Below are 18,709 nucleotides of genomic sequence, written 5' to 3'. Positions count from 1 at the left end.
TCAGGCTTCTTCGTGCGCCACCCGACGCCCGATGTCGGGCCAGCGGTGATGCAGCCAGACCCAGGCGACCAGCCCGATCGTGAGCATCAGCGCGGAGGTGAGGGCCAGTGCCAGCGTGGAGTGCATCACCAGCGGCGCCACCGCGCCGGCCACGACGCCGTTGGCGGTGGAGCCGATCACGGCCTGCAGCGACGAGGCCATGCCGCGGCGCTCGGGGTGCAGGTCGAGCACCAGCAGCGTGACCACCGGCACCATCAGCGCCCAGCCGAAGGCGAACACCGCCAGCGGCCACACGGCCCAGGCCACATGCGCCTGGAAGAAGATGTTGGCCACCACGTTGACCACCGAGGTGACCATCATGATCAGGAAGCCGTCACGGATCTGCCGCTTGGGCGCCACCTTGCCAGCCATGCGGCCGCTGGCGCGCGCGCCGAGCATGATGCCGCCGATGGTCAGCAGGAAGAACCAGAAGAACTGCTGCGGCTGCAGCGCGAGGTGGTCGCCCAGGAACGCAGGCGCGGCCAGCACGTAGAGAAACATGCCGTTGAAGGGCACGCCGCTCGCGAAGGCCAGCAAGAGAAAGCGCGGGTCGGAGCACAGGTCGCGGTAGCCGCGCATCAGGTGGCGCACCTGGAAGGGCTGGCGGTGGTCCTTGTGCAGCGTCTCGGGCAGCAGCTTGTAGTTGGCGACGAACAGCACCACGCCCACGGCCACGAGGAACCAGAAGATCGAGTGCCAGCCCGCGTGCACGAACAGGAAGCCGCCCACGATGGGCGCGATGGCCGGCGCCACGCCGAAGTAGATCGTGACCTGGCTCATGACCCGCTGCGCCTCGGCCGGTGGGAACATGTCGCGGATGACGGCGCGCGACACCACGATGCCGGCACCGGTCGACAGGCCCTGCAGGCCGCGGAACAGCACCAGCTGCGTGATGTTCTGCGACAGCGCGCAGCCCAGCGAGGCCAGCGTGAACACGGCCAGCCCCCACAGCACCACGGGCCGGCGCCCGAAGCTGTCCGACAGCGCGCCGTGGAACAGGTTCATGAAGGCAAAGCCGAACAGGTAGGCCGACAGCGTCTGCTGCATCTCGGCCGGTGTCGCGCCGATCGATTTCGCGATGCCCGAGAAGGCCGGGATGTAGGTGTCGATGGAGAAGGGCCCGAGCATGCCCAGCACGGCGAGCAGCACGGCAAGCGCCCAGCGCGGGGCCTGCCAGAGTTTGTCTGCGTCGGGATTCATGGAAAGGCGGCTCCGTTGTACTTGTAGTGTGTCGGTGGAAAAACGAGAACGCCCGCCGCCCGGGTGAGGGGCAAGGCGGGCGCCTGGGCTTCAGCGAACCTGGATTACAGGGTGTCGATGAAGCTGCGCAGCTTGTCGGAACGCGACGGGTGCTTCAGCTTGCGCAGCGCCTTGGCTTCGATCTGGCGGATGCGCTCGCGGGTCACGTCGAACTGCTTGCCGACTTCTTCCAGCGTGTGGTCCGTGCTCATCTCGATGCCGAAGCGCATGCGCAGCACCTTGGCTTCGCGCGGCGTGAGGGAGTCGAGGATGTCCTTGACCACGTCGCGAAGACCCGCTTGCATGGCGGCCTCGATGGGCGCCGTGTTGCTGCTGTCCTCGATGAAGTCGCCCAGGTGCGAATCGTCGTCGTCGCCGATGGGGGTTTCCATCGAGATCGGCTCCTTCGCGATCTTCATGATCTTGCGGATCTTGTCTTCCGGGATCTCCATCTTGGCGGCCAGGATGCCGGCGTCGGGCTCGAAGCCGAACTCCTGCAAGTGCTGGCGCGAGATGCGGTTCATCTTGTTGATCGTCTCGATCATGTGCACCGGGATGCGGATGGTGCGCGCCTGGTCGGCGATCGAGCGGGTGATCGCCTGGCGGATCCACCACGTGGCGTAGGTCGAGAACTTGTAGCCGCGGCGGTATTCGAACTTGTCGACCGCCTTCATCAGGCCGATGTTGCCTTCCTGGATCAGGTCGAGGAACTGCAGGCCGCGGTTGGTGTACTTCTTGGCGATGGAGATCACGAGGCGCAGGTTGGCCTCGATCATTTCCTTCTTGGCATCGCGCGAGGACGATTCGCCCTCGTTCATGCGCTTGTTGATGTCCTTGAGCTCGGTCAGCGGCACCACCACGCGCGACTGGATGTCGGTGAGCTTCTGCTGCAGTTCCTGCACCGGCGGGATGTTGCGCGCGAGCACGGCGCTCCAGGGCTTGCCGGCCGCGGCCTGCTTCTCGACCCACTTGAGGTTCAGCAGGTTGGAGGCGATGCGGTTGCCGTTCTTGTCGAAGCCGCTGAAGTCGCGGATGAACTCGTCCTGCGGGAAGCCGCACTTGTCCACGATGATGCGGCGCAGTTCGCGTTCCTTCTTGCGCACGTCGTCCACCTGCGTGCGCACCAGGTCGCACAGCTTCTCGATGGTCTTGGCCGTGAAGCGGATGGTCATCAGCTCGTCGGACACGGCCTGCTGGGCCTTCGTGTACGCGGGCGTGCCGTAGCCTTCCTTCTCGTAGATCTTGTGGATCTTCTCGAACATCTCGGCGATGCGGTCGAAGCGCGAGAGGGCTTCGTTCTTGAGCTCTTCGAGCTTCTTGGTCAGGGCCTTGGAGCCGCCCTTGCCGTCGTCGTCGTCTTCCTCGTCGAATTCGTCGAAGTCTTCTTCGGCCACGTAGTCGTCGGCCTCGTTCGGGTTCGAGAAGCCGTCCACGATGGTCGAGATGACGACCTTGCCTTCACGGATGGTCGCGGCCATTTCGAGGATCGCGGCGATGGTGGCGGGGGAGGCCGAGATGGCTTCCATCATGGCCATCAGGCCGCCTTCGATGCGCTTGGCGATTTCGATTTCGCCTTCGCGCGTCAGCAGCTCGACCGTGCCCATTTCGCGCATGTACATGCGAACGGGGTCGGTGGTGCGGCCGAATTCGCTGTCCACCGTGGACAGGGCCGCTTCGGCTTCTTCCTCGGCTTCTTCCACCGTGGTGGCGGTGGGCGCGGTGTTGTTCAGCAGCAGGGTCTCGGCGTCGGGCGTCTGCTCGTACACCGCCACGCCCATGTCGTTGAGCATGGTGACCACGACTTCCATGGTCTCGGCGTCGACCAGCTTGTCGGGCAGGTGGTCGGAGATTTCGCCGTGCGTGAGGTAGCCGCGGGTCTTGCCCAGCGTGATCAGGGTCTTCAGGCGCGAGCGGCGCTTGGCCAGGTCCTCTTCGGAGAGCACGGTCTCGTCGAGGCCGAACTCCTTCATCAAGGCGCGTTCCTTCGCCTTGCTGATCTTCATGCGCAGCGGCTTGACCTTCTCTTCGGTGGTCGCGACGGCCGCGGGCTCGTCACCGGCCAGGTCTTCCTCGATGTCCGACAGGTCGATGTCGCTCTCGCCGGCTTCCTTGGCGGCCTTGGGCTTGCGCCCGCGCTTGGCACCGGTGGCGGGCGCGGCGGCAGCGCCGGCGGCCTTGGGCGGACGGCCAACTTTCTTGGCGGCGGGGGCAGCCGTGGCAGTGGCCGCGGCTTTCTTGGGATCGTCGAGAGAGGTCGATTTCGTGGGCACGGTTTTCACTTTCGTTGCGGCTGCCGTTTTGGACGCGGCGGCAGCCGTCTTGGTTGCCGGTTTGGCACCGGCTTTCAGCGGTTTCTCTGCTGCGGGCTTGGTGGCGACGCTTTTGACGCTTTTGGCAAGTGAAGGAGCAGGCTTCTTTGAACTGGGCATACGACCTCGTTACGACAAGAAAAGACAAGCGGGATCACAGGCGCGCTGCCACGCGGACAGCACCACCATGCCCGTGCACAGGCACGGACAAAACAATTGGGAAACGAGGAATTAATTCCTCACCAGGCAAGATGTCGGGCGAACATTTGGTGTGCAGTCCTTGCGGTTATTGACCCTTTCCGCCGGAATTTACCGTTGGAGTGCGTTGCGCTAGGGGGCGGCCCGGAGGTGCTGCTGTCGCTCTTGCCTAATTTCGCCAGTTGCGAAGCCCTACATTATAGCCTGTTGCGCAAATTTCAAGCAGTATCTGTCCCCGACGCGCGAATGCGGTCTCGCAATTCGAGCCGGCGGGCTTCCAGCGCCTTGTAGCGTTCCAGGGCTTTCGGGTCTTTGCCAACCGAAGCGATGGCCTCGCTCTGCTGGGCCTTCAGGCGGTCGTCGAGCATGAAGTCGAGCACGCTCCCCAGCTCCTTGGCGGCCTCGGCCAGGTGCTGTTCTTCCTCGCCCTCGGGCACCGGCCCGGCCTCGGAAACGCTCATGAGGCGCTCGGCCAGCGGCGCGAAATCGAGCCCGCGCAGGCCTTCGCGCAGCGCCGCCCAGGGCTGCACGCCATGCTCGTGCAGCTGGCTGTCCAGCCAGGTGAAGAGGGCGCCGTGCTCGCCCGGCAGGTCGCACAGCATCACGTGCAGCTCGTGCGACAGCGCCTCCCACTGCGCCATGTTCGACAGCACCAGCCGCACCGCCACGTCGGGCCGGCTCGGCGGCTTGCCGCGTCCGCGCAGCGGCTCGATGGGCTCCTCGAACTTGCCGCCCCAGCGCTTGCCCTTGGTGAACTTGCGCGGCTGGAACTTGGGTTTGCTCTCGCTTTCGTAGCGCGGGGGCTCGTAGTCCTGCGCCGGCGGCAGGTCCGGGTAGTAGTCGCCCGGATCGTTGCCGTAGCTGTCGGGCTCGCTGTGGCGCTGCGGCGCCTGGGATGGCTGGCTGTTGCCGCCGCCGCCCTTGCGCGGGCCGGGCGCGGCGGTGGCCCACAGGTCGGACAGCGCCGCGGCGTCGAGCTGGACCAGCGTGGCGATCTCGCTGAGCAGCTGCCGCTTGAGGGCGCCGTCGGGCATGGCACTCCAGAGTGGACGCACATTGCTCGTCATGTGGGCGCGGCCTTCGGCGGAGCTCAGGTCGCAGCCCTCGCGGGCGGCCTCGAGCATGAAGCGCGACAGCGGCGTGGCCTCGGCCACGAAGCCCGCGAAGGCCTCGGCGCCGTGCGCGCGGATGTAGCTGTCGGGGTCGTGCTCGGCCGGCAGGAACAGGAACTTGATGCTGCGCGTGTCGGTGGCGTAGGGCAGGGCGCCGTCGAGCGCCTTGCGCGCGGCGCGGCGGCCGGCGGCGTCGCCGTCGAAGCTGAACACCACCGATTCGGTGAAGCGGAAGAGCTTTTGCACATGCTCGGTGGTGCAGGCCGTGCCCAGCGTGGCCACCGCGTTCGGAAAACCGAGCTGGGCCAGCGCCACCACGTCCATGTAGCCCTCGGTGACGAGCGCGTAGCCGCGGTCGCGGAAGGCGGCGCGCGCCTCGTACAGGCCGTAGAGCTCGCGGCCCTTGCTGAAGACGGGCGTCTCGGGCGAGTTCAGGTACTTGGGTTTTTCGTCGCCGAGCACGCGCCCGCCGAAGCCGATGCACTCGCCCTTGACGTTGCGGATCGGGAACATCACGCGGTCGCGGAAACGGTCGTAGCGCTTGGCCTCCTCGTCGCTGAGCTTGCCTTCCTCGTTGTTGACGATCACCAGCCCGCTCTCGGCGAGCAGCGGGTCGTCGTAGTCGGGGAACACGCTGGCCAGCGCGCGCCAGCCGGCCGGCGCGTAGCCGATGCCGAACTGCTTGGCGATCTCGCCCGACACGCCGCGGCCCTTGAGGTAGTCGATGGCGCCGGGCGCCTGGCGCAGCGCCTTGCGGTAGGCGTCGCCGGCTTTCTCTAGCACGTCGGTCAGCGTGGCCTGCTTCTGGCGCTGGCTGGCGGCGCGGGCGCGTTCGGCGGGCGAGACGTCGTCCTCGGGCACCTGCAGGCCGTACTGGCCGGCCAGGTCGTGCACGGCCTCGACGAAGCCCATGCCCGCATGCTCCATGAGGAAGCCGATGGCGTTGCCGTGCACGCCGCAACCGAAGCAGTGATAGAACTGCTTGGTCGGGCTGACCGAGAACGAGGGCGACTTCTCGCCGTGGAAGGGGCACAGCCCCATGAAATTGGCGCCGGCCTTCTTGAGCTGGACGTAGCGGCCGACGATTTCGACCACATCGGCGCGCGCGATGAGTTCCTGGATGAATGAAGCGGGGATGGTCATGGCTGCGGGGAGCGGCAAATCATACGCAAGCGCACGGGCGGCATACTGAACCCCGCCGCAAATCCACATCACGCATGAAGACGCCACTGCCTTTGCAACACGCCGCGCCGCTGCTGCGCCATCCGCTGCGCTTCGTCTGGGGCGCGCTCAAGGACTTTCGCGCCAACCAGGGCCTGCTGCTGGCGGGGGCGGTGGCCTACTACGCGCTGCTGTCCATCGTGCCGCTGCTGATCGTGAGCGTGATGGCGCTGTCGCACGTGATCGACCAGGCCGAGCTGCTGCGCACCATCGGGCGCTACCTCGAATGGCTGCTGCCGGGGCAGTCGAAAGCGATCGTGGCCGAGCTGTCGAGCTTCCTGGACCACCGCTCGGTGCTCGGGCCGGTGCTGCTGGTGACGATGATCTTCTTCAGTTCGCTGGCGTTCAGCGTGCTCGAAAGCGCGATGGCGGTGATCTTTCACCACCGCAAGGACGATCACAAGCGCCACTTCCTGGTGTCGGTGGCGATGCCCTACCTCTACATCCTGAGCCTGTGCGCGGGGCTGCTGCTGGTCACGCTGGTGTCGGGGGCGCTGCAGCTGGTGGGGCAGGAAAGCGTCGACCTGCTGGGGCGCAGCTGGTCGCTGTCGGGCATTTCGGGCCTGCTGCTGTACCTGCTGGGGCTGGGCGGCGAGATCTTCATGCTGACCTCGCTCTACCTCGTGATGCCGGCGGGGCGCATGTCGCTGCGGCATGCGCTGCTGGGCGGCGTGACCGCCGCGCTGCTGTGGGAGGCCACGCGGCGCGTGCTGATCTGGTACTTCTCGACGCTGTCGCAGGTGAACATCGTCTACGGCTCGCTCACCACGGCGATCGTGGTGCTGCTGAGCCTGGAAATCGCCGCCATGCTGGTGCTGCTCGGGGCCCAGGTGATCGCGAACTACGAGCGCCTGGACCGCACCGGCAGCACGAAGCCGCCGGCGTCCGAGATCAGCGAGGGGCCAATCGAATCGCTCCGTCCAGACGAATCACCTCGCCGTTGAGCATGTCGTTCTCGATGATGTGCTTGGCCAGCTTGGCGTAGTCCTCGGGCGTGCCCAGGCGCGAGGGGAAGGGCACGCTGGCGGCCAGCGCGTCCTGCACTTCCTGCGGCATGCCGAACAGCATGGGCGTGCCGAAGATGCCGGGGGCGATGGTCATGTTGCGGATGCCGCTGCGCGCGAGGTCGCGGGCGATGGGCAGGGTCATGCCGACCACGCCGCCCTTCGAGGCGCTGTAGGCGGCCTGGCCGATCTGGCCGTCGTAGGCTGCGACCGAGGCCGTCGAGATCAGCACGCCGCGTTCGCCGGTGGCTTCGGGCTCGTTCTTGCCCATGGCGTCGGCCGCCAGGCGGATCATGTTGAAGCTGCCGATCAGGTTGACCGTGACGGTCTTGCTGAACACGGCCAGCGCGTGCGGGCCGTTCTTGCCCACGGTCTTCTCGGCCGGTGCGATGCCGGCGCAGTTCACGAGGCCGACCAGCTTGCCCAGCTTGAGCGCGGCGGCCACCGCGGCTTGGCCGTCGGCTTCCTGGCTCACGTCGCACTTGACGAACACGCCACCGATCTCGCGGGCGACGGCTTCGCCCTTGTCAGCCTGCATGTCGGCGATGACCACCTTGGCGCCGTTGGCGGCCAGCATGCGCGCCGTGCCTTCGCCGAGGCCCGAAGCGCCACCGGTCACGATAAAAACTTTGCCGTCGATCTGCATTGAGAGTCTCCTGAAATGAGACCCGCATTATCGAAGACGGCCGCCGGCCAAAAAAAAAGGCCTCATCCGAAGATGAGGCCCTGAATTGGATCCGTGAGGACCCAAGGAGACAACTGGTGGTGGTCGGTGCTTAGCGCTTGCGCGAAGCGGTGGCCGTCTTGGCAGCGGCGACGGCTTGGGTCGACACGGCGTTGAAGTTGGCTTCGGCGACGTCCGACGCTTGCTTGACGGCCTTCTGGACCGATTCGAAAGCGTTGTTGGCGGCAGCCACGGCGCTCTTCAGCACGGCGACGGCGGTTTCCGAACCGGCGGGGGCGTTCTTGGAAGCGCTGTCGACGAGGCCGACGAAGGCTTGCTGGGCTTCAGCGGCCTTGGCTTCGAAAGCCTTCGAGAATTCGGCGCTGGTGCCTTGGGCGATGTCGTACAGGTGACGGCTGTAGGCAGCGGTCTTTTCAGCCAGGGGCTGGAACAGGCTGGCTTGCAGCGTCAGCAGCTCTTGGGCGTCCTTGACGCTCAGGGCAGCCTGGGCGGTGCTCTGGGCTTCGGTCAGGGCGGCCTTGGAAGCGGTCACGTTCAGTTCGACCAGCTTTTCAACGCCTTCGAAAGCCTTGGTGGTCAGGCCGAACAGGGTTTCGAGGTTTGCTTTTTGAGCGGCGAGGATTTGGTCAGCGGTCAGGGCCATTTGAGATCTCCAGAAAGGATGATGGGGTGGTCGATTCACGTTGCGCTGCGCCTCGTCGTTCATGTTGCGGTGCAGCATGGCCTGAAGTATAGGCAGCTGAACGCAGCGATCAAGTGGTTTTTGCTGCTCTGCAGCAATTTAGAAGCGGCCTTCTAAATCCGGCCTGCGCGGCCAGAATGCGGCCATGCGTGCTTTCTATTCCGGGCAGTTCGTCCTGCCCCTGCCGCCGGGCCACCGCTTTCCCATGTCGCGCTACGCGATGCTGCGCGATCGCCTGCAGGAGCAGCTGCCGGCCGTCGAGATGGACCCGGCCCCGCGCGCCACCGACGACGAGCTGGCGCTGGCCCACACCCCCGAATGGATCGCCGCCGTCAGCGAAGGCCGCGTGAGCCCGCAGGCCATGCGCGAGATCGGCTTTCCCTGGAGCGAGGCGATGGTCGAGCGCTCGCGCCGCTCCACCGGCGCCACCATCGCCGCCTGCCGGGCGGCCTTCGCGGGCGGCGTGGCAGCCAACATGGCCGGCGGCACGCACCACGCCTACGCCGACAAGGGCAGCGGCTTCTGCGTCTTCAACGACGCGGCGGTGGCTGCGCGGCTGATGCAGGTCGAGCAGGCCCGCGCCGGCCGGCTGCTCAGGGTGGCCATGATCGACCTCGACGTGCACCAGGGCAACGGCACCGCCCGCATCTTCCAGGGCGACCCGAGCGTGTTCACGCTGTCGGTGCACGGCCAGAAGAACTTCCCGTTCCGCAAGGAGGCGAGCGACCTCGACGTGGAACTGCCCGACGGCTGCGGCGACGTCGACTACCTCGCGGCGCTGGAGCACGCGCTCGACGAGCTCGACCGCCGCTTCTCGCCCGGCCTCGTGATCTACCTGGCCGGCGCCGACCCCTTCGAGCGCGACCGGCTGGGCCGCCTCAAGCTGAGCTTCGACGGGCTGGAGGCGCGCGACCGCCGCGTTTTCGACTGGACCTGGCAGCGCCGCATCCCCACGGCCTTCGCGATGGCCGGCGGCTACGCCAGCGACATCGCCGAGACGGTGCAGGTGCAACTGGGCACCTTCCGGGTGGCGCTCGATTACTGGCGCCGCTGGCAAAATGCCGCGCGATGAGCGCCCCCACACCACCCATCCCAACCCCCAAGCCCACGCCCCACACCCGCAGCGCCTACCGGGCGTTTCGCAGCATCCCGACGCGGTGGGCCGACAACGACATGTACGGCCACGTCAACAACGTCGTCTACTACAGCTGGTTCGACACCGCGGTGAACGCGCTGCTCATCGAGCGCGGCGCGCTCGATATCCATGGCGGCCAGACCATCGGCTTCGTGGTCGAGACGCAGTGCAACTACTTCGCGCCGGTGGCCTTCCCGCAGACGGTGGAGGCGGGCATCCGCGTGGCGCAGGCGGGCCGTTCGAGCGTGCGCTACGAGATCGCGCTGTTCGCCGAAGGGGCCGACACTGCCGCCGCGCAGGGGCATTTCGTGCACGTGTACGTCGACCGCGCGACGCAGCGGCCGGTGCCGTTGCCCGAGGCGCTGCAGCAGGTGGTCGATTCGCTGCGCGCCTGAGCGCCCGCCCATGAAAAACGGCGCCCGCAGGCGCCGTTCGTGGGTGAGTGGGGCGTGACCCCGCTTACATCGTCTTCTTCATGGCCTTGATGTCGGCCTTGCCCTGGGCTTCATCAGCCTTGGCCTGCTTCACGCAAGCGTCCTTGGCCGCGCCATTCTGGTCGTCGCACTTTTCCTTCGCGACTTCATAGGCGGCCTTCACCTTTTCTTCAGCCACCTTGCGGGCATGGCTGTCGCTCGGCTGGTACTGCTGTTCCAGCTCGGCCTTGGCCACTTCTTCCTTGCCCTTGGCTTCCTTCTGGCAGACGTCCTTGGCGTTGTCCTTCATCGTGTCGCACTGGGCCTTGGCGACCTTGTAATCGGCCTCGACCTTTTCCTTGGCGACCTTGTACTCGTCCTTGGTCATGGCTCCGGCCTGGCTGGCAACGAAGCAGGTGGAGGCGAGGGCGAGCATGACGAGGTGTTGTTTTTTCATGGTGTGTGTCCTTTGCGATGAGTGGCAGGGCCGGATGGCCGGTGTCTTTCTCAGTCAGTTCTTCTCGAACCAGAGCGCGTCCGGCGAGCGGCCGTCGCGCGATTCCCAGTCCTTCACCTGCTTCTCGGCCTCGTCGCGGCTGATGCCGTGGCGTTCCTGGATGCGGCCCAGCAACTGGTCGCGCTTGCCGGCGATGACGTCGAAGTCGTCGTCGGTCAGCTTGCCCCACTGCTCGCGGACCTTGCCCTTGAGCTGCTTCCAGTTGCCTTCGATGGTGTCCTTGTTCATGCGAATCTCCTTGCGTAAGAGTGATGACCCGGCGGAACATGCCGCCGCCGTGAAATCAATGTCGCGTGCGTGATTCCCCCTGCCGGTAGGACGTGCAGTCCGGCCTTCGTAGGCAGAGGCCGACGCAGGCCGTGATAATGGAACGGACGCCGACGCCAGAGACCCGAGACACCGCGCACCGCACCATGATCATTCACAGCCTGCTCGACACCGACCTCTACAAGTTCACGATGATGCAGGTGGTCCTGCACCACTTTCCGGGGGCGCGGGTCGAGTACCGCTTCAAGTGCCGCAACCCGGGCGTCAACCTCGCGCAGTTCGCGGGACAGATCCGCGACGAGATCCGCAGCCTGTGCTCGCTGCAATTCCGCGACGCCGAGCTCGCCTACCTGCGCTCGATGCGCTTCATCAAGAGCGACTTCGTCGACTTCCTGGGCCTGTTCCGGCTCAACGAGAAGTACATCAACGTCATCCCCCAGCCCTCGGGCGAGCTCGAGATCCGCATCAAGGGCCCGTGGCTGCACACCATCCTGTTCGAGATTCCGGTGCTGGCCATCGTGAACGAGGTCTACTTTCGCAACACGCAGAAGAACCCCGACTTCGAGGAAGGCCGTCGCCGCCTCGACCTCAAGATCAGCCAGTTGCAGGAAGCCGGCCTGGGCGATCTCAAGATTGCCGACTACGGCACGCGCCGCCGCTTCTCCAAAGACTGGCACGAGGAAGTGCTGCGCACGCTGACGCAACGGCTCGGCGCCGTGGCCTCGCCGCCGGCCAAGTCGCCCGCCGGCGAACACCTGCCGCAGCTGGCGGGCACCAGCAACGTGCTGTACGCCATGAAGCTCGGGCTCATTCCGCTGGGCACCATGGCGCACGAGTACCTGCAGGCCTGCCAGGCGCTGGGCCCGCGGCTGCGCGACAGCCAGATCTTCGGCTTCGAGAGCTGGGCCCGTGAATACCGCGGCGACCTGGGCATTGCGCTGTCCGACGTGTACGGCATGAGCGCCTTCCTGCGCGACTTCGACCTGTACTTCTGCAAGCTCTTCGACGGCGCCCGTCACGACAGCGGCGACCCGTTCCAGTGGGGCGAGCGCATGCTGGCGCACTACCACGCGAACCGGGTCGATCCGCTCACCAAGACGCTGATCTTCAGCGACGGCCTCACGGTGCCGCGCACCATCGAGCTGTACCAGCAGTTCCGCGGCCGTTGCCTGCTGGCCTTCGGCATCGGCACCAACCTCACCAACGACCTGGGCTACGAGCCGCTGCAGATCGTCATCAAGATGATCCAGTGCAACGACCAGCCGGTGGCCAAGCTGTCGGACACGCCGTCCAAGAACATGTGCGAGGACGAGAAATACCTGGCCTACCTGCGCCAGGTGTTCGAGATCGAACAACCCCCCGTTTGAAGGCTGTACTGACCTGTCTGGTACGGTACAGCCCCCATGAAGAAAACGATCCGACTGACGGCAGCCGCGGCGCTGCCGATGCTCTTTCCCGCCCTGGCCTTCGCTGCCGATTTCGACGGTGCCGCGCTCTCGCCGCTGTGGGGCGTGCCGTTCGCCGGCATCCTGCTGTCCATCGCGCTCTTGCCGCTGGCCACGCCTTCGTTCTGGCACCACCACTACGGCAAGATTTCCGCCGCCTGGGCGCTGGCCTTCCTGCTGCCCTTTGCCGCGACCTACGGCGCGGGGCTGGCGGGCGTGCAGCTGGTGCATGCGCTGGTGGCCGAGTACATCCCGTTCATCATCCTGCTCACGGCGCTCTTCACCGTGGCCGGGGGCATCCACATCCGCGGCAACCTGCACGGCACGCCGGGGCTCAACACGGCGATCCTGGCCATCGGCGCGGTGCTCGCGAGCTTCATGGGGACGACGGGCGCCTCGATGCTGCTGATCCGGCCGCTGATCCGGGCCAACGACAACCGGCAGCGCAAGGTGCACGTGATCGTGTTCTTCATCTTCATCGTGTCGAACGCGGGCGGCTCGCTCACGCCGCTGGGCGACCCGCCGCTGTTCCTCGGCTTCCTCAAGGGCGTGGGCTTCTTCTGGACCGCGCAGCACATCCTGCCCGAGACGATCTTCATCCTGGCCGTGCTGCTGGCGCTGTTCTATGCCATCGACCGCCACTTCTATCGCAAGGACGGCGTGCTGCCCGTCGACTCGACGCCCGACACCCCGCGCCTGGGCTTCGACGGCGCGGCCAATTTCTGGCTCTTGGGCGGCATCGTCGCGCTGGTGCTGCTGAGCGGCTTCTGGAAATCGCCCGTGGTGTTCGACGTGTTCGGCACCGAGGTCGGCCTGCCGGGCCTGGTGCGCGACGTAGGACTGGCGCTGATCGCCGTCGTCTCGTACAAGCTCACGGCGCCCAAGGTGCACGCCGACAACCAGTTCGAGTGGGGCCCGATGGCCGAGGTGGCCAAGCTCTTCGCCGGCATCTTCCTGACCATCATCCCGGTGATCGCCATGCTCAAGGCCGGCACGCAGGGCCCGTTCGGCGCCATCGTCGCGGCCGTGACGCGCGCCGACGGCCAGCCCGACCCGGCCATGTACTTCTGGGCCACCGGCATCCTGAGCTCGTTCCTGGACAACGCGCCGACCTACCTCGTGTTCTTCAACACGGCGGGCGGCGACCCGGCGGCGCTCATGACCACCTATGCCAGCACGCTGGCCGCCATCTCGGCCGGCGCCGTGTTCATGGGCGCCAACACCTACATCGGCAACGCGCCGAACCTGATGGTCAAGGCCATCGCCGAAAGCCGCGGCGTGCGCATGCCCAGCTTCTTCGGCTACATGGCGTGGTCGGGGGCGATCCTGGTCCCGCTGTTCGTCCTGTGCACCTTCATCTTCTTCCGTTGATCCTTCCAGCCCTTCAAAGAAAGAGACACGTTCCATGAGCAGCAAGCCCAAGATCCTGGTCGCGCGCGCGGTGTTCCCCGAAACCCTCGCACGCCTGGCGCAGCATTTCGAGGTCGAGTCGAACCAGGCCGACGAGACCTGGAGCAAGGACCAGCTGATCGCGAAACTGCAGGGCAAGCAGGGCGCCTTCACCACCGGCAGCGAGCGCATCGACGCCGCGGTGCTCGACGCCTGCCCCGAGCTGAAGATCTGCGCCAACATGGCCGTGGGCTACAACAACTTCGACGTCGACGCCATGGCCGCACGCGGCGTGCTGGGCACCAACGCGCCCGACGTGCTGACCGAGACCACGGCCGACTTCGGCTTCGCGCTGCTCATGGCCACCGCGCGCCGCATCACCGAGAGCGAACACTTCCTGCGCGCGGGCAAGTGGGAAAAGTGGAGCTACGACATGTTCGCCGGCTCCGACATCCACGGCTCGACGCTCGGCATCATCGGCATGGGCCGCATCGGGCAGGGCATTGCCCGGCGCGGTGCGCACGGCTTCGGCATGAACGTGATCTATCACAACCGCTCGCGCCTCGATGCCGCGCTCGAGGCCGAGTGCAAGGCCCGCTACGTCGGCAAGGAAGAGCTGCTCAAGACCGCCGACCACGTCGTGCTGGTCGTGCCGTACTCGCCGGCCTCGCACCACACCATCGGCGCGGCCGAGATCGCGCTCATGAAGCCGACCGCCACGCTGGTCAACATCGCGCGCGGCGGCATCGTCGACGACGCGGCGCTGGCCGTGGCGCTGCGCGAGAAGCGCATCGCCGCCGCCGGCCTCGATGTGTTCGAGGGCGAGCCCAAGGTCCACCCCGACCTGCTCACCGTGCCCAACGTGGTGCTCACGCCGCACATCGCCAGCGCCACCGTGCCCACGCGCCGCGCCATGGCCGACCTGGCGGCCGACAACCTCATCGCCTGGGGCACCGGCAAGGGGCCCTTGACCCCTGTCACGCCGGTGCCGGCGGCCACGAAATAACCTGACAGCGAGAGCGACACGCCCCCCACCTTGGAACTGACGGATCTGATTCTTCTCGCACTGGCCGCATTCGCCGTGGTGCAGCTGGTGCTGGTCATCTGGCTGCTGGCCCGCCGGCCACCCCCACCTGATCACAGCGAAATGCTGGGCGTGCTCGCCGCCATGGGCCGCGCCAACGAACGCACCGAGCGCGAGCTGCGCCACGAGATCGGCGAAAGCTCGCGCGGCGCACGTCAGGAAACCGCGCAGGCCTTCGCCACCTTCCAGCAGTCGCTGGTGCAGCAGGGCGCCGAGGCCACGCGCACGCAGAACGCGCAGCTCGACGCCTTCGCGCTGCAGCTCGCCTCGCTGCAGAAGACCCTGGCCGACACGCTGAACACCCAGCTGCAGGGGCTGAGCGAATCGAACGCGCGCCGCCTTTCCGAGGTGCGCACGACCATGGAAACCCAGCTCGCCCAGCTGCAGCAGAGCAACACCGCCAAGCTCGACGAGATGCGCAAGACCGTCGACGAGAAACTGCAGAGCACGCTCGAGGCGCGCCTGGGCGAAAGCTTCAAGCAGGTGGCCGACCGGCTCGAGCAGGTGCACAAGGGCCTGGGCGAGATGCAGACGCTGGCCGTCGGCGTGGGCAGCCTGCAGCGCGTGCTGACCAACGTGAAGACGCGCGGCATGTTCGGCGAGGTGCAGCTCGAGGCGCTGCTCGAGCAGGTGCTCACGCCCGAGCAGTACGCGCGCCAGGTCGAGACCAAGCCGCGCAGCGGCCAGCGCGTCGACTTCGCGATCCGCTTTCCGGGGCGCGGCGACGACGGCGCGCCGGTGTGGCTGCCGATCGACGCCAAGTTTCCGCGCGACGACTACGAACGCCTCATCGACGCCCACGAGCGCGCCGATGCCGCCGGCGCCGAGGCCGCGGCCAAGGCGCTCGAGACGCGCATCCGCGTCGAGGCCAAGTCGATCGCCGAGAACTACCTCGCGGCGCCGCACACCACCGACTTCGCGATCCTGTTCCTGCCGGTCGAAAGCCTCTACGCCGAGGTGCTGCGCCGCCCCGGCCTGATGGACGCGATCCAGCGCCAGCACCGCGTGACGCTGGCCGGCCCGACCACCTTGCTCGCCATGCTCAACAGCCTGCACATGGGCTTTCGCACACTCGCGCTGGAGCGCCAGGCCTCGGAGGTCTGGAAGGTGCTGGGCGCGGTCAAGACCGAGTTCGAGCGCTACGGCGAATGGGTGGCGCGCATCAAGGAACAGGTGGCCAAGGCCTCCGACACCATCGACAAGGCCGACACGCGTGCCAAGCAGATGCGCCTGGCGCTGCGCAAGGTCGAGGCCTTGCCCGAGGCGCAGTCGCAGGCGCTGCTGCCGCCCACGGCCGACACCGACAGCGAGGCCGACGACACCCCGTGAAAGGTTCTGAACTGCTGCGCGTCATCGTGGCGCAGGTCTGTTTGCACGCCACGATGGCGGGCATGCGGCTCGCCACACCGCTGCTCGCGCTGCAGCAAGGCTACAGCGCAGCGGCCGTCGGCTTGCTGATCGCGCTGTTCGCGCTGACCCAGGTGTTTCTTGCGCTGCCGGCCGGGCGCTTCGCCGACCGGCACGGGCTCAAGCGGCCGCTGTGGCTGTCGGTGATCGCGGCGTCGGGCGGGGCGGGGCTGGCGCTGATTTTTCCGGTGTTTCCGGTCATGTGCATCGCCGCGCTGCTGACCGGCGGCGCCACCGGCGCGACCGTCATCGCGCTGCAGCGGCACGTGGGGCGCTCGGCCACCGACCCGACGCAGCTCAAGCGCGTGTTCAGCTGGCTGGCCATCGCGCCCGCCGCGGCGAACTTCGTCGGGCCCTTCCTGGCCGGCATGCTGATCGACCACGCCGGCCGCGCGCCGGCCGACCTGCTGGCCTTTCGCATCTGCTTCGCCGTGATGGCCTTTTTGCCGCTGCTGTGCTGGTTGCTGGCACGCGGCGCGCACGAGCCGCCGCGGGTGGCGCCGGTGCCGGGCGCCGCGCCCACGCGGGCCTGGGACCTGCTGCGCGAGCCGATGTTCCGCCGCCTGCTGTTCGTGAACTGGCTGCAGTCGTCGAGCTGGGACGTGCACGCCTTCGTGCTGCCGGTGCTGGGCCACGACCGGGGCATCAGCGCCTCGGTGATCGGCTCCATCCTCGGCGCCTTCGCGATCGCCGCGGCGGTCATTCGCGTGGTGCTGCCGCTGATCGCGTCGCGTGCGTCGGAGCGCAGCGTGATCCTGAGCTCGACCGTCGTCACTGCGGCCGTGTTCGCCATCTACCCGCTGCTGAATTCACCGTGGACCATGGGCATCTGCTCCGTGGTGCTGGGCTTCGCGCTCGGCGCGGTGCAACCGATGGTGATGAGCATGCTGCACCAGATCACGCCGCACGCGCGGCATGGCGAGGCACTCGGGCTGCGGCTCATGACCATCAACGCATCGAGCGTCGCGATGCCGATGCTGTTCGGCTCGCTCGGCGCGCTGATCGGCATTGCCGGCGTGTTCTGGGTGGTGGGCGGGGTGCTGGCGCTGGGCGCCAAGGCGACCTGGGGATTGAAGCTGTGACGGCGGTTTGAATTCCACGTTGCAAATAACAGTAATTCTCATTTGATTGACAGAATACTGACTCGAAGTCAGTATCGACGCCTTCTTTCTTCCTGACCCGAAGGCGTCGATGGACTCCCATTCCCCGTCGGCGGCTGCCGACCCGCGCCGCCGCCTGGCCCTGGTGGCGGCGGTCTACCTCGGCAGCTTCATCGCCACGCTCGACGTGAGCATCGTCAACGTCGCGCTGCCCACGCTGCAGCGCGCGCTCGCCACCGACCTGGCCGGGCTGCAGTGGGTGATCGACATCTATGCGCTGTGCCTGTCGGCCTTCATGCTGTCGGCCGGCCCGATCGGCGACCGCTACGGCCGCAAACGCGCCTGGCTGGCCGGCGTGGTGGTCTTCACCGTGGGCTCGGCGATGTGCGCGATGGCGTCGGGCCTGCCGATGCTGCTCGCGGGCCGTGCGGTGCAGGGCGTGGCCGGCGCGCTGATGATTCCGGCCGCGCTGTCGCTGCTGGCGCACGCCTTCCCCGAGCCGGCCAGCCGCGCGCGGGTGATCGGCGGCTGGTCGTCGTTCACGGCGCTGTCGCTGATCCTCGGGCCGATGCTCGGCGGCCTGCTGGTGGACCACGCGGGCTGGCAGAGCATCTTCCTCATCAACCTGCCGATCGGCGTGCTGACTGTGGCGCTGGGGATGTGGGGCCTGCGCGAGTCCTCGCACCCCGAGCATGCGGCGCTCGATCCGGTCGGGCAGGTGCTCAGCGTGCTCTGGCTGGGCGCGCTGACCTACGGGCTCATAGCCGCGGGCGAACACGGCTGGGGCTCGCGCCACGCGGTGGTCGCGCTCGTCGCGGCGGGTGTCGGGCTGGCGCTGTTCCTGGCCGTGGAGGCGCGCGTGGAACGGCCGCTGCTGCCGCTCGCGCTGTTCCGCGACGCGCGCTTTTCGGTCACCAACTTCGCCTCGTTCGTGCTGGGCTTCTCGACCTACGCCAGCCTGTTCTTCTTCTCGCTGTTCCTGCAGCAGGTGCAGGGCTGGTCGGCCAGCGAGACCGGCTGGCGATTGGTGCCGCAGTTCGTGGCGACCGGCCTCGTGGCCTCGCAGTTCGGACGGCTGGCGCGCCGCTTCGAGGTGCACACGCTGATGGTCGCGGGCTACGGGCTGATCGGCGTGGCGATGCTGCTGCTGACGCTGTTCTCGGCCGACACGCCGTACCTGCCGCTGGCGCTGCTCTTCGTGGCGTTGGGGGCGGGCGCGGGCCTGGCCGTACCGGCCACGAGCACGGCGGTGATGGCCTCGGTGCCCGCGCAGCGCTCGGGCATGGCCTCGGCCACCATGAACGCGCTGCGCCAGGGCGGCATGCTGATCGGCATCGCGCTGCTCGGCACGCTGATGCGCACGCGCGCCACCGCGCTGATGGCCGAGTCGCTCGCGCGTGCCGGCGTGCCCGACGCACCGCAGGCGGCCGTGGCAGCGGTGTCTCGCCACGACCTCGGTGCGC

Annotated in this window: 17 protein-coding genes; 10 read left to right on the top strand and 7 right to left on the bottom strand. The window is 67.3% G+C overall.

The window, feature by feature from the left end; genetic code table 11:
- Complete coding sequence (locus VBO01S_RS03545; protein ID WP_062470580.1) at nucleotides 1-1,239, bottom strand: multidrug effflux MFS transporter; 1,239 nt, start codon at nucleotides 1,237-1,239, stop codon at nucleotides 1-3.
- A gap of 104 nt (nucleotides 1,240-1,343) precedes the next feature.
- Nucleotides 1,344-3,548 (bottom strand): RNA polymerase sigma factor RpoD, encoded by a 2,205-nt coding sequence (gene rpoD / locus VBO01S_RS03540; protein ID WP_254668039.1) that lies wholly within the window; start codon nucleotides 3,546-3,548, stop codon nucleotides 1,344-1,346.
- On the opposite strand from rpoD, the gene VBO01S_RS33125 reads away from it, so the two are divergent.
- A complete protein-coding gene (locus tag VBO01S_RS33125; RefSeq protein ID WP_254668038.1) occupies nucleotides 3,541-3,822 on the top strand; it encodes a hypothetical protein in 282 nt (93 codons plus the stop codon). The two genes, rpoD and VBO01S_RS33125, sit on opposite strands and share 8 nt — an antisense overlap.
- Nucleotides 3,823-4,003: 181 nt before the next feature.
- Here VBO01S_RS33125 and dnaG read toward each other — a convergent pair whose 3' ends face one another.
- Nucleotides 4,004-6,040, bottom strand: coding sequence for a DNA primase (dnaG, locus tag VBO01S_RS03535; protein ID WP_062470571.1), 2,037 nt, complete (start codon nucleotides 6,038-6,040; stop codon nucleotides 4,004-4,006).
- 74 nt (nucleotides 6,041-6,114) lie between these two features.
- Here dnaG and VBO01S_RS03530 point away from each other — a divergent pair, with 74 nt between their 5' ends.
- Nucleotides 6,115-7,062, top strand: a complete 948-nt coding sequence (locus tag VBO01S_RS03530; protein WP_062470568.1) for a YihY/virulence factor BrkB family protein — start codon at nucleotides 6,115-6,117, stop codon at nucleotides 7,060-7,062.
- Here VBO01S_RS03530 and VBO01S_RS03525 read toward each other — a convergent pair.
- Both VBO01S_RS03525 and VBO01S_RS03520 read right to left on the bottom strand, forming a co-directional pair.
- Nucleotides 7,010-7,768: a 3-hydroxyacyl-CoA dehydrogenase gene (locus VBO01S_RS03525; RefSeq protein WP_056590186.1), complete on the bottom strand. Its 759-nt coding sequence runs from the start codon at nucleotides 7,766-7,768 to the stop codon at nucleotides 7,010-7,012. The genes VBO01S_RS03530 and VBO01S_RS03525 overlap by 53 nt on opposite strands.
- Nucleotides 7,769-7,898: 130 nt before the next feature.
- Nucleotides 7,899-8,450 (bottom strand): phasin family protein, encoded by a 552-nt coding sequence (locus tag VBO01S_RS03520; protein WP_062470565.1) that lies wholly within the window; start codon nucleotides 8,448-8,450, stop codon nucleotides 7,899-7,901.
- Nucleotides 8,451-8,634: 184 nt separating this feature from the next.
- On the opposite strand from VBO01S_RS03520, the gene VBO01S_RS03515 reads away from it, so the two are divergent.
- Entirely contained in the window at nucleotides 8,635-9,561 is a 927-nt protein-coding gene (locus VBO01S_RS03515; RefSeq protein ID WP_062470562.1) for a histone deacetylase family protein, read from the top strand.
- A complete protein-coding gene (locus VBO01S_RS03510) occupies nucleotides 9,558-10,019 on the top strand; it encodes an acyl-CoA thioesterase (protein WP_062470560.1) in 462 nt (153 codons plus the stop codon). The genes VBO01S_RS03515 and VBO01S_RS03510 overlap by 4 nt, the downstream gene beginning before the upstream one ends.
- Nucleotides 10,020-10,083: 64 nt before the next feature.
- Here VBO01S_RS03510 and VBO01S_RS03505 read toward each other — a convergent pair whose 3' ends face one another.
- Both VBO01S_RS03505 and VBO01S_RS03500 read right to left on the bottom strand, forming a co-directional pair.
- Nucleotides 10,084-10,494 carry a hypothetical protein gene (locus VBO01S_RS03505; protein WP_082817963.1) on the bottom strand — a complete coding sequence of 137 codons (411 nt, stop codon included), beginning with the start codon at nucleotides 10,492-10,494 and terminating at the stop codon, nucleotides 10,084-10,086.
- A 54-nt stretch (nucleotides 10,495-10,548) separates the two neighbouring features.
- Complete coding sequence (locus VBO01S_RS03500) at nucleotides 10,549-10,782, bottom strand: CsbD family protein (protein ID WP_062470554.1); 234 nt, start codon at nucleotides 10,780-10,782, stop codon at nucleotides 10,549-10,551.
- A 185-nt stretch (nucleotides 10,783-10,967) separates the two neighbouring features.
- On the opposite strand from VBO01S_RS03500, the gene pncB reads away from it, so the two are divergent.
- The 6 genes from pncB to VBO01S_RS03470 form a co-directional block, all read left to right on the top strand.
- Nucleotides 10,968-12,188, top strand: a complete 1,221-nt coding sequence (gene pncB / locus VBO01S_RS03495) for a nicotinate phosphoribosyltransferase (protein ID WP_062470551.1) — start codon at nucleotides 10,968-10,970, stop codon at nucleotides 12,186-12,188.
- Between the two features lie 36 nt (nucleotides 12,189-12,224).
- Entirely contained in the window at nucleotides 12,225-13,637 is a 1,413-nt protein-coding gene (locus tag VBO01S_RS03490; RefSeq protein WP_062470549.1) for a sodium:proton antiporter, read from the top strand.
- 34 nt (nucleotides 13,638-13,671) lie between these two features.
- Nucleotides 13,672-14,661, top strand: coding sequence for a 2-hydroxyacid dehydrogenase (locus VBO01S_RS03485; RefSeq protein ID WP_062470546.1), 990 nt, complete (start codon nucleotides 13,672-13,674; stop codon nucleotides 14,659-14,661).
- 36 nt (nucleotides 14,662-14,697) lie between these two features.
- Nucleotides 14,698-16,068 carry a DNA recombination protein RmuC gene (locus tag VBO01S_RS03480; RefSeq protein ID WP_062470778.1) on the top strand — a complete coding sequence of 457 codons (1,371 nt, stop codon included), beginning with the start codon at nucleotides 14,698-14,700 and terminating at the stop codon, nucleotides 16,066-16,068.
- Entirely contained in the window at nucleotides 16,065-17,228 is a 1,164-nt protein-coding gene (locus tag VBO01S_RS03475) for an MFS transporter (RefSeq protein ID WP_062470542.1), read from the top strand. The genes VBO01S_RS03480 and VBO01S_RS03475 overlap by 4 nt, the downstream gene beginning before the upstream one ends.
- Before the next feature lie 109 nt (nucleotides 17,229-17,337).
- Nucleotides 17,338-18,709: MFS transporter (locus VBO01S_RS03470; RefSeq protein WP_062470777.1), on the top strand; the 1,372-nt coding region annotated here is incomplete at its 3' end.

Origin of the sequence: Variovorax boronicumulans NBRC 103145 (assembly GCF_001591345.1) — a bacterium.
Classification (GTDB): Bacteria; Pseudomonadota; Gammaproteobacteria; order Burkholderiales; family Burkholderiaceae_C; genus Variovorax; species Variovorax boronicumulans.
This window is presented reverse-complemented; position numbering and strand designations above follow the sequence as displayed.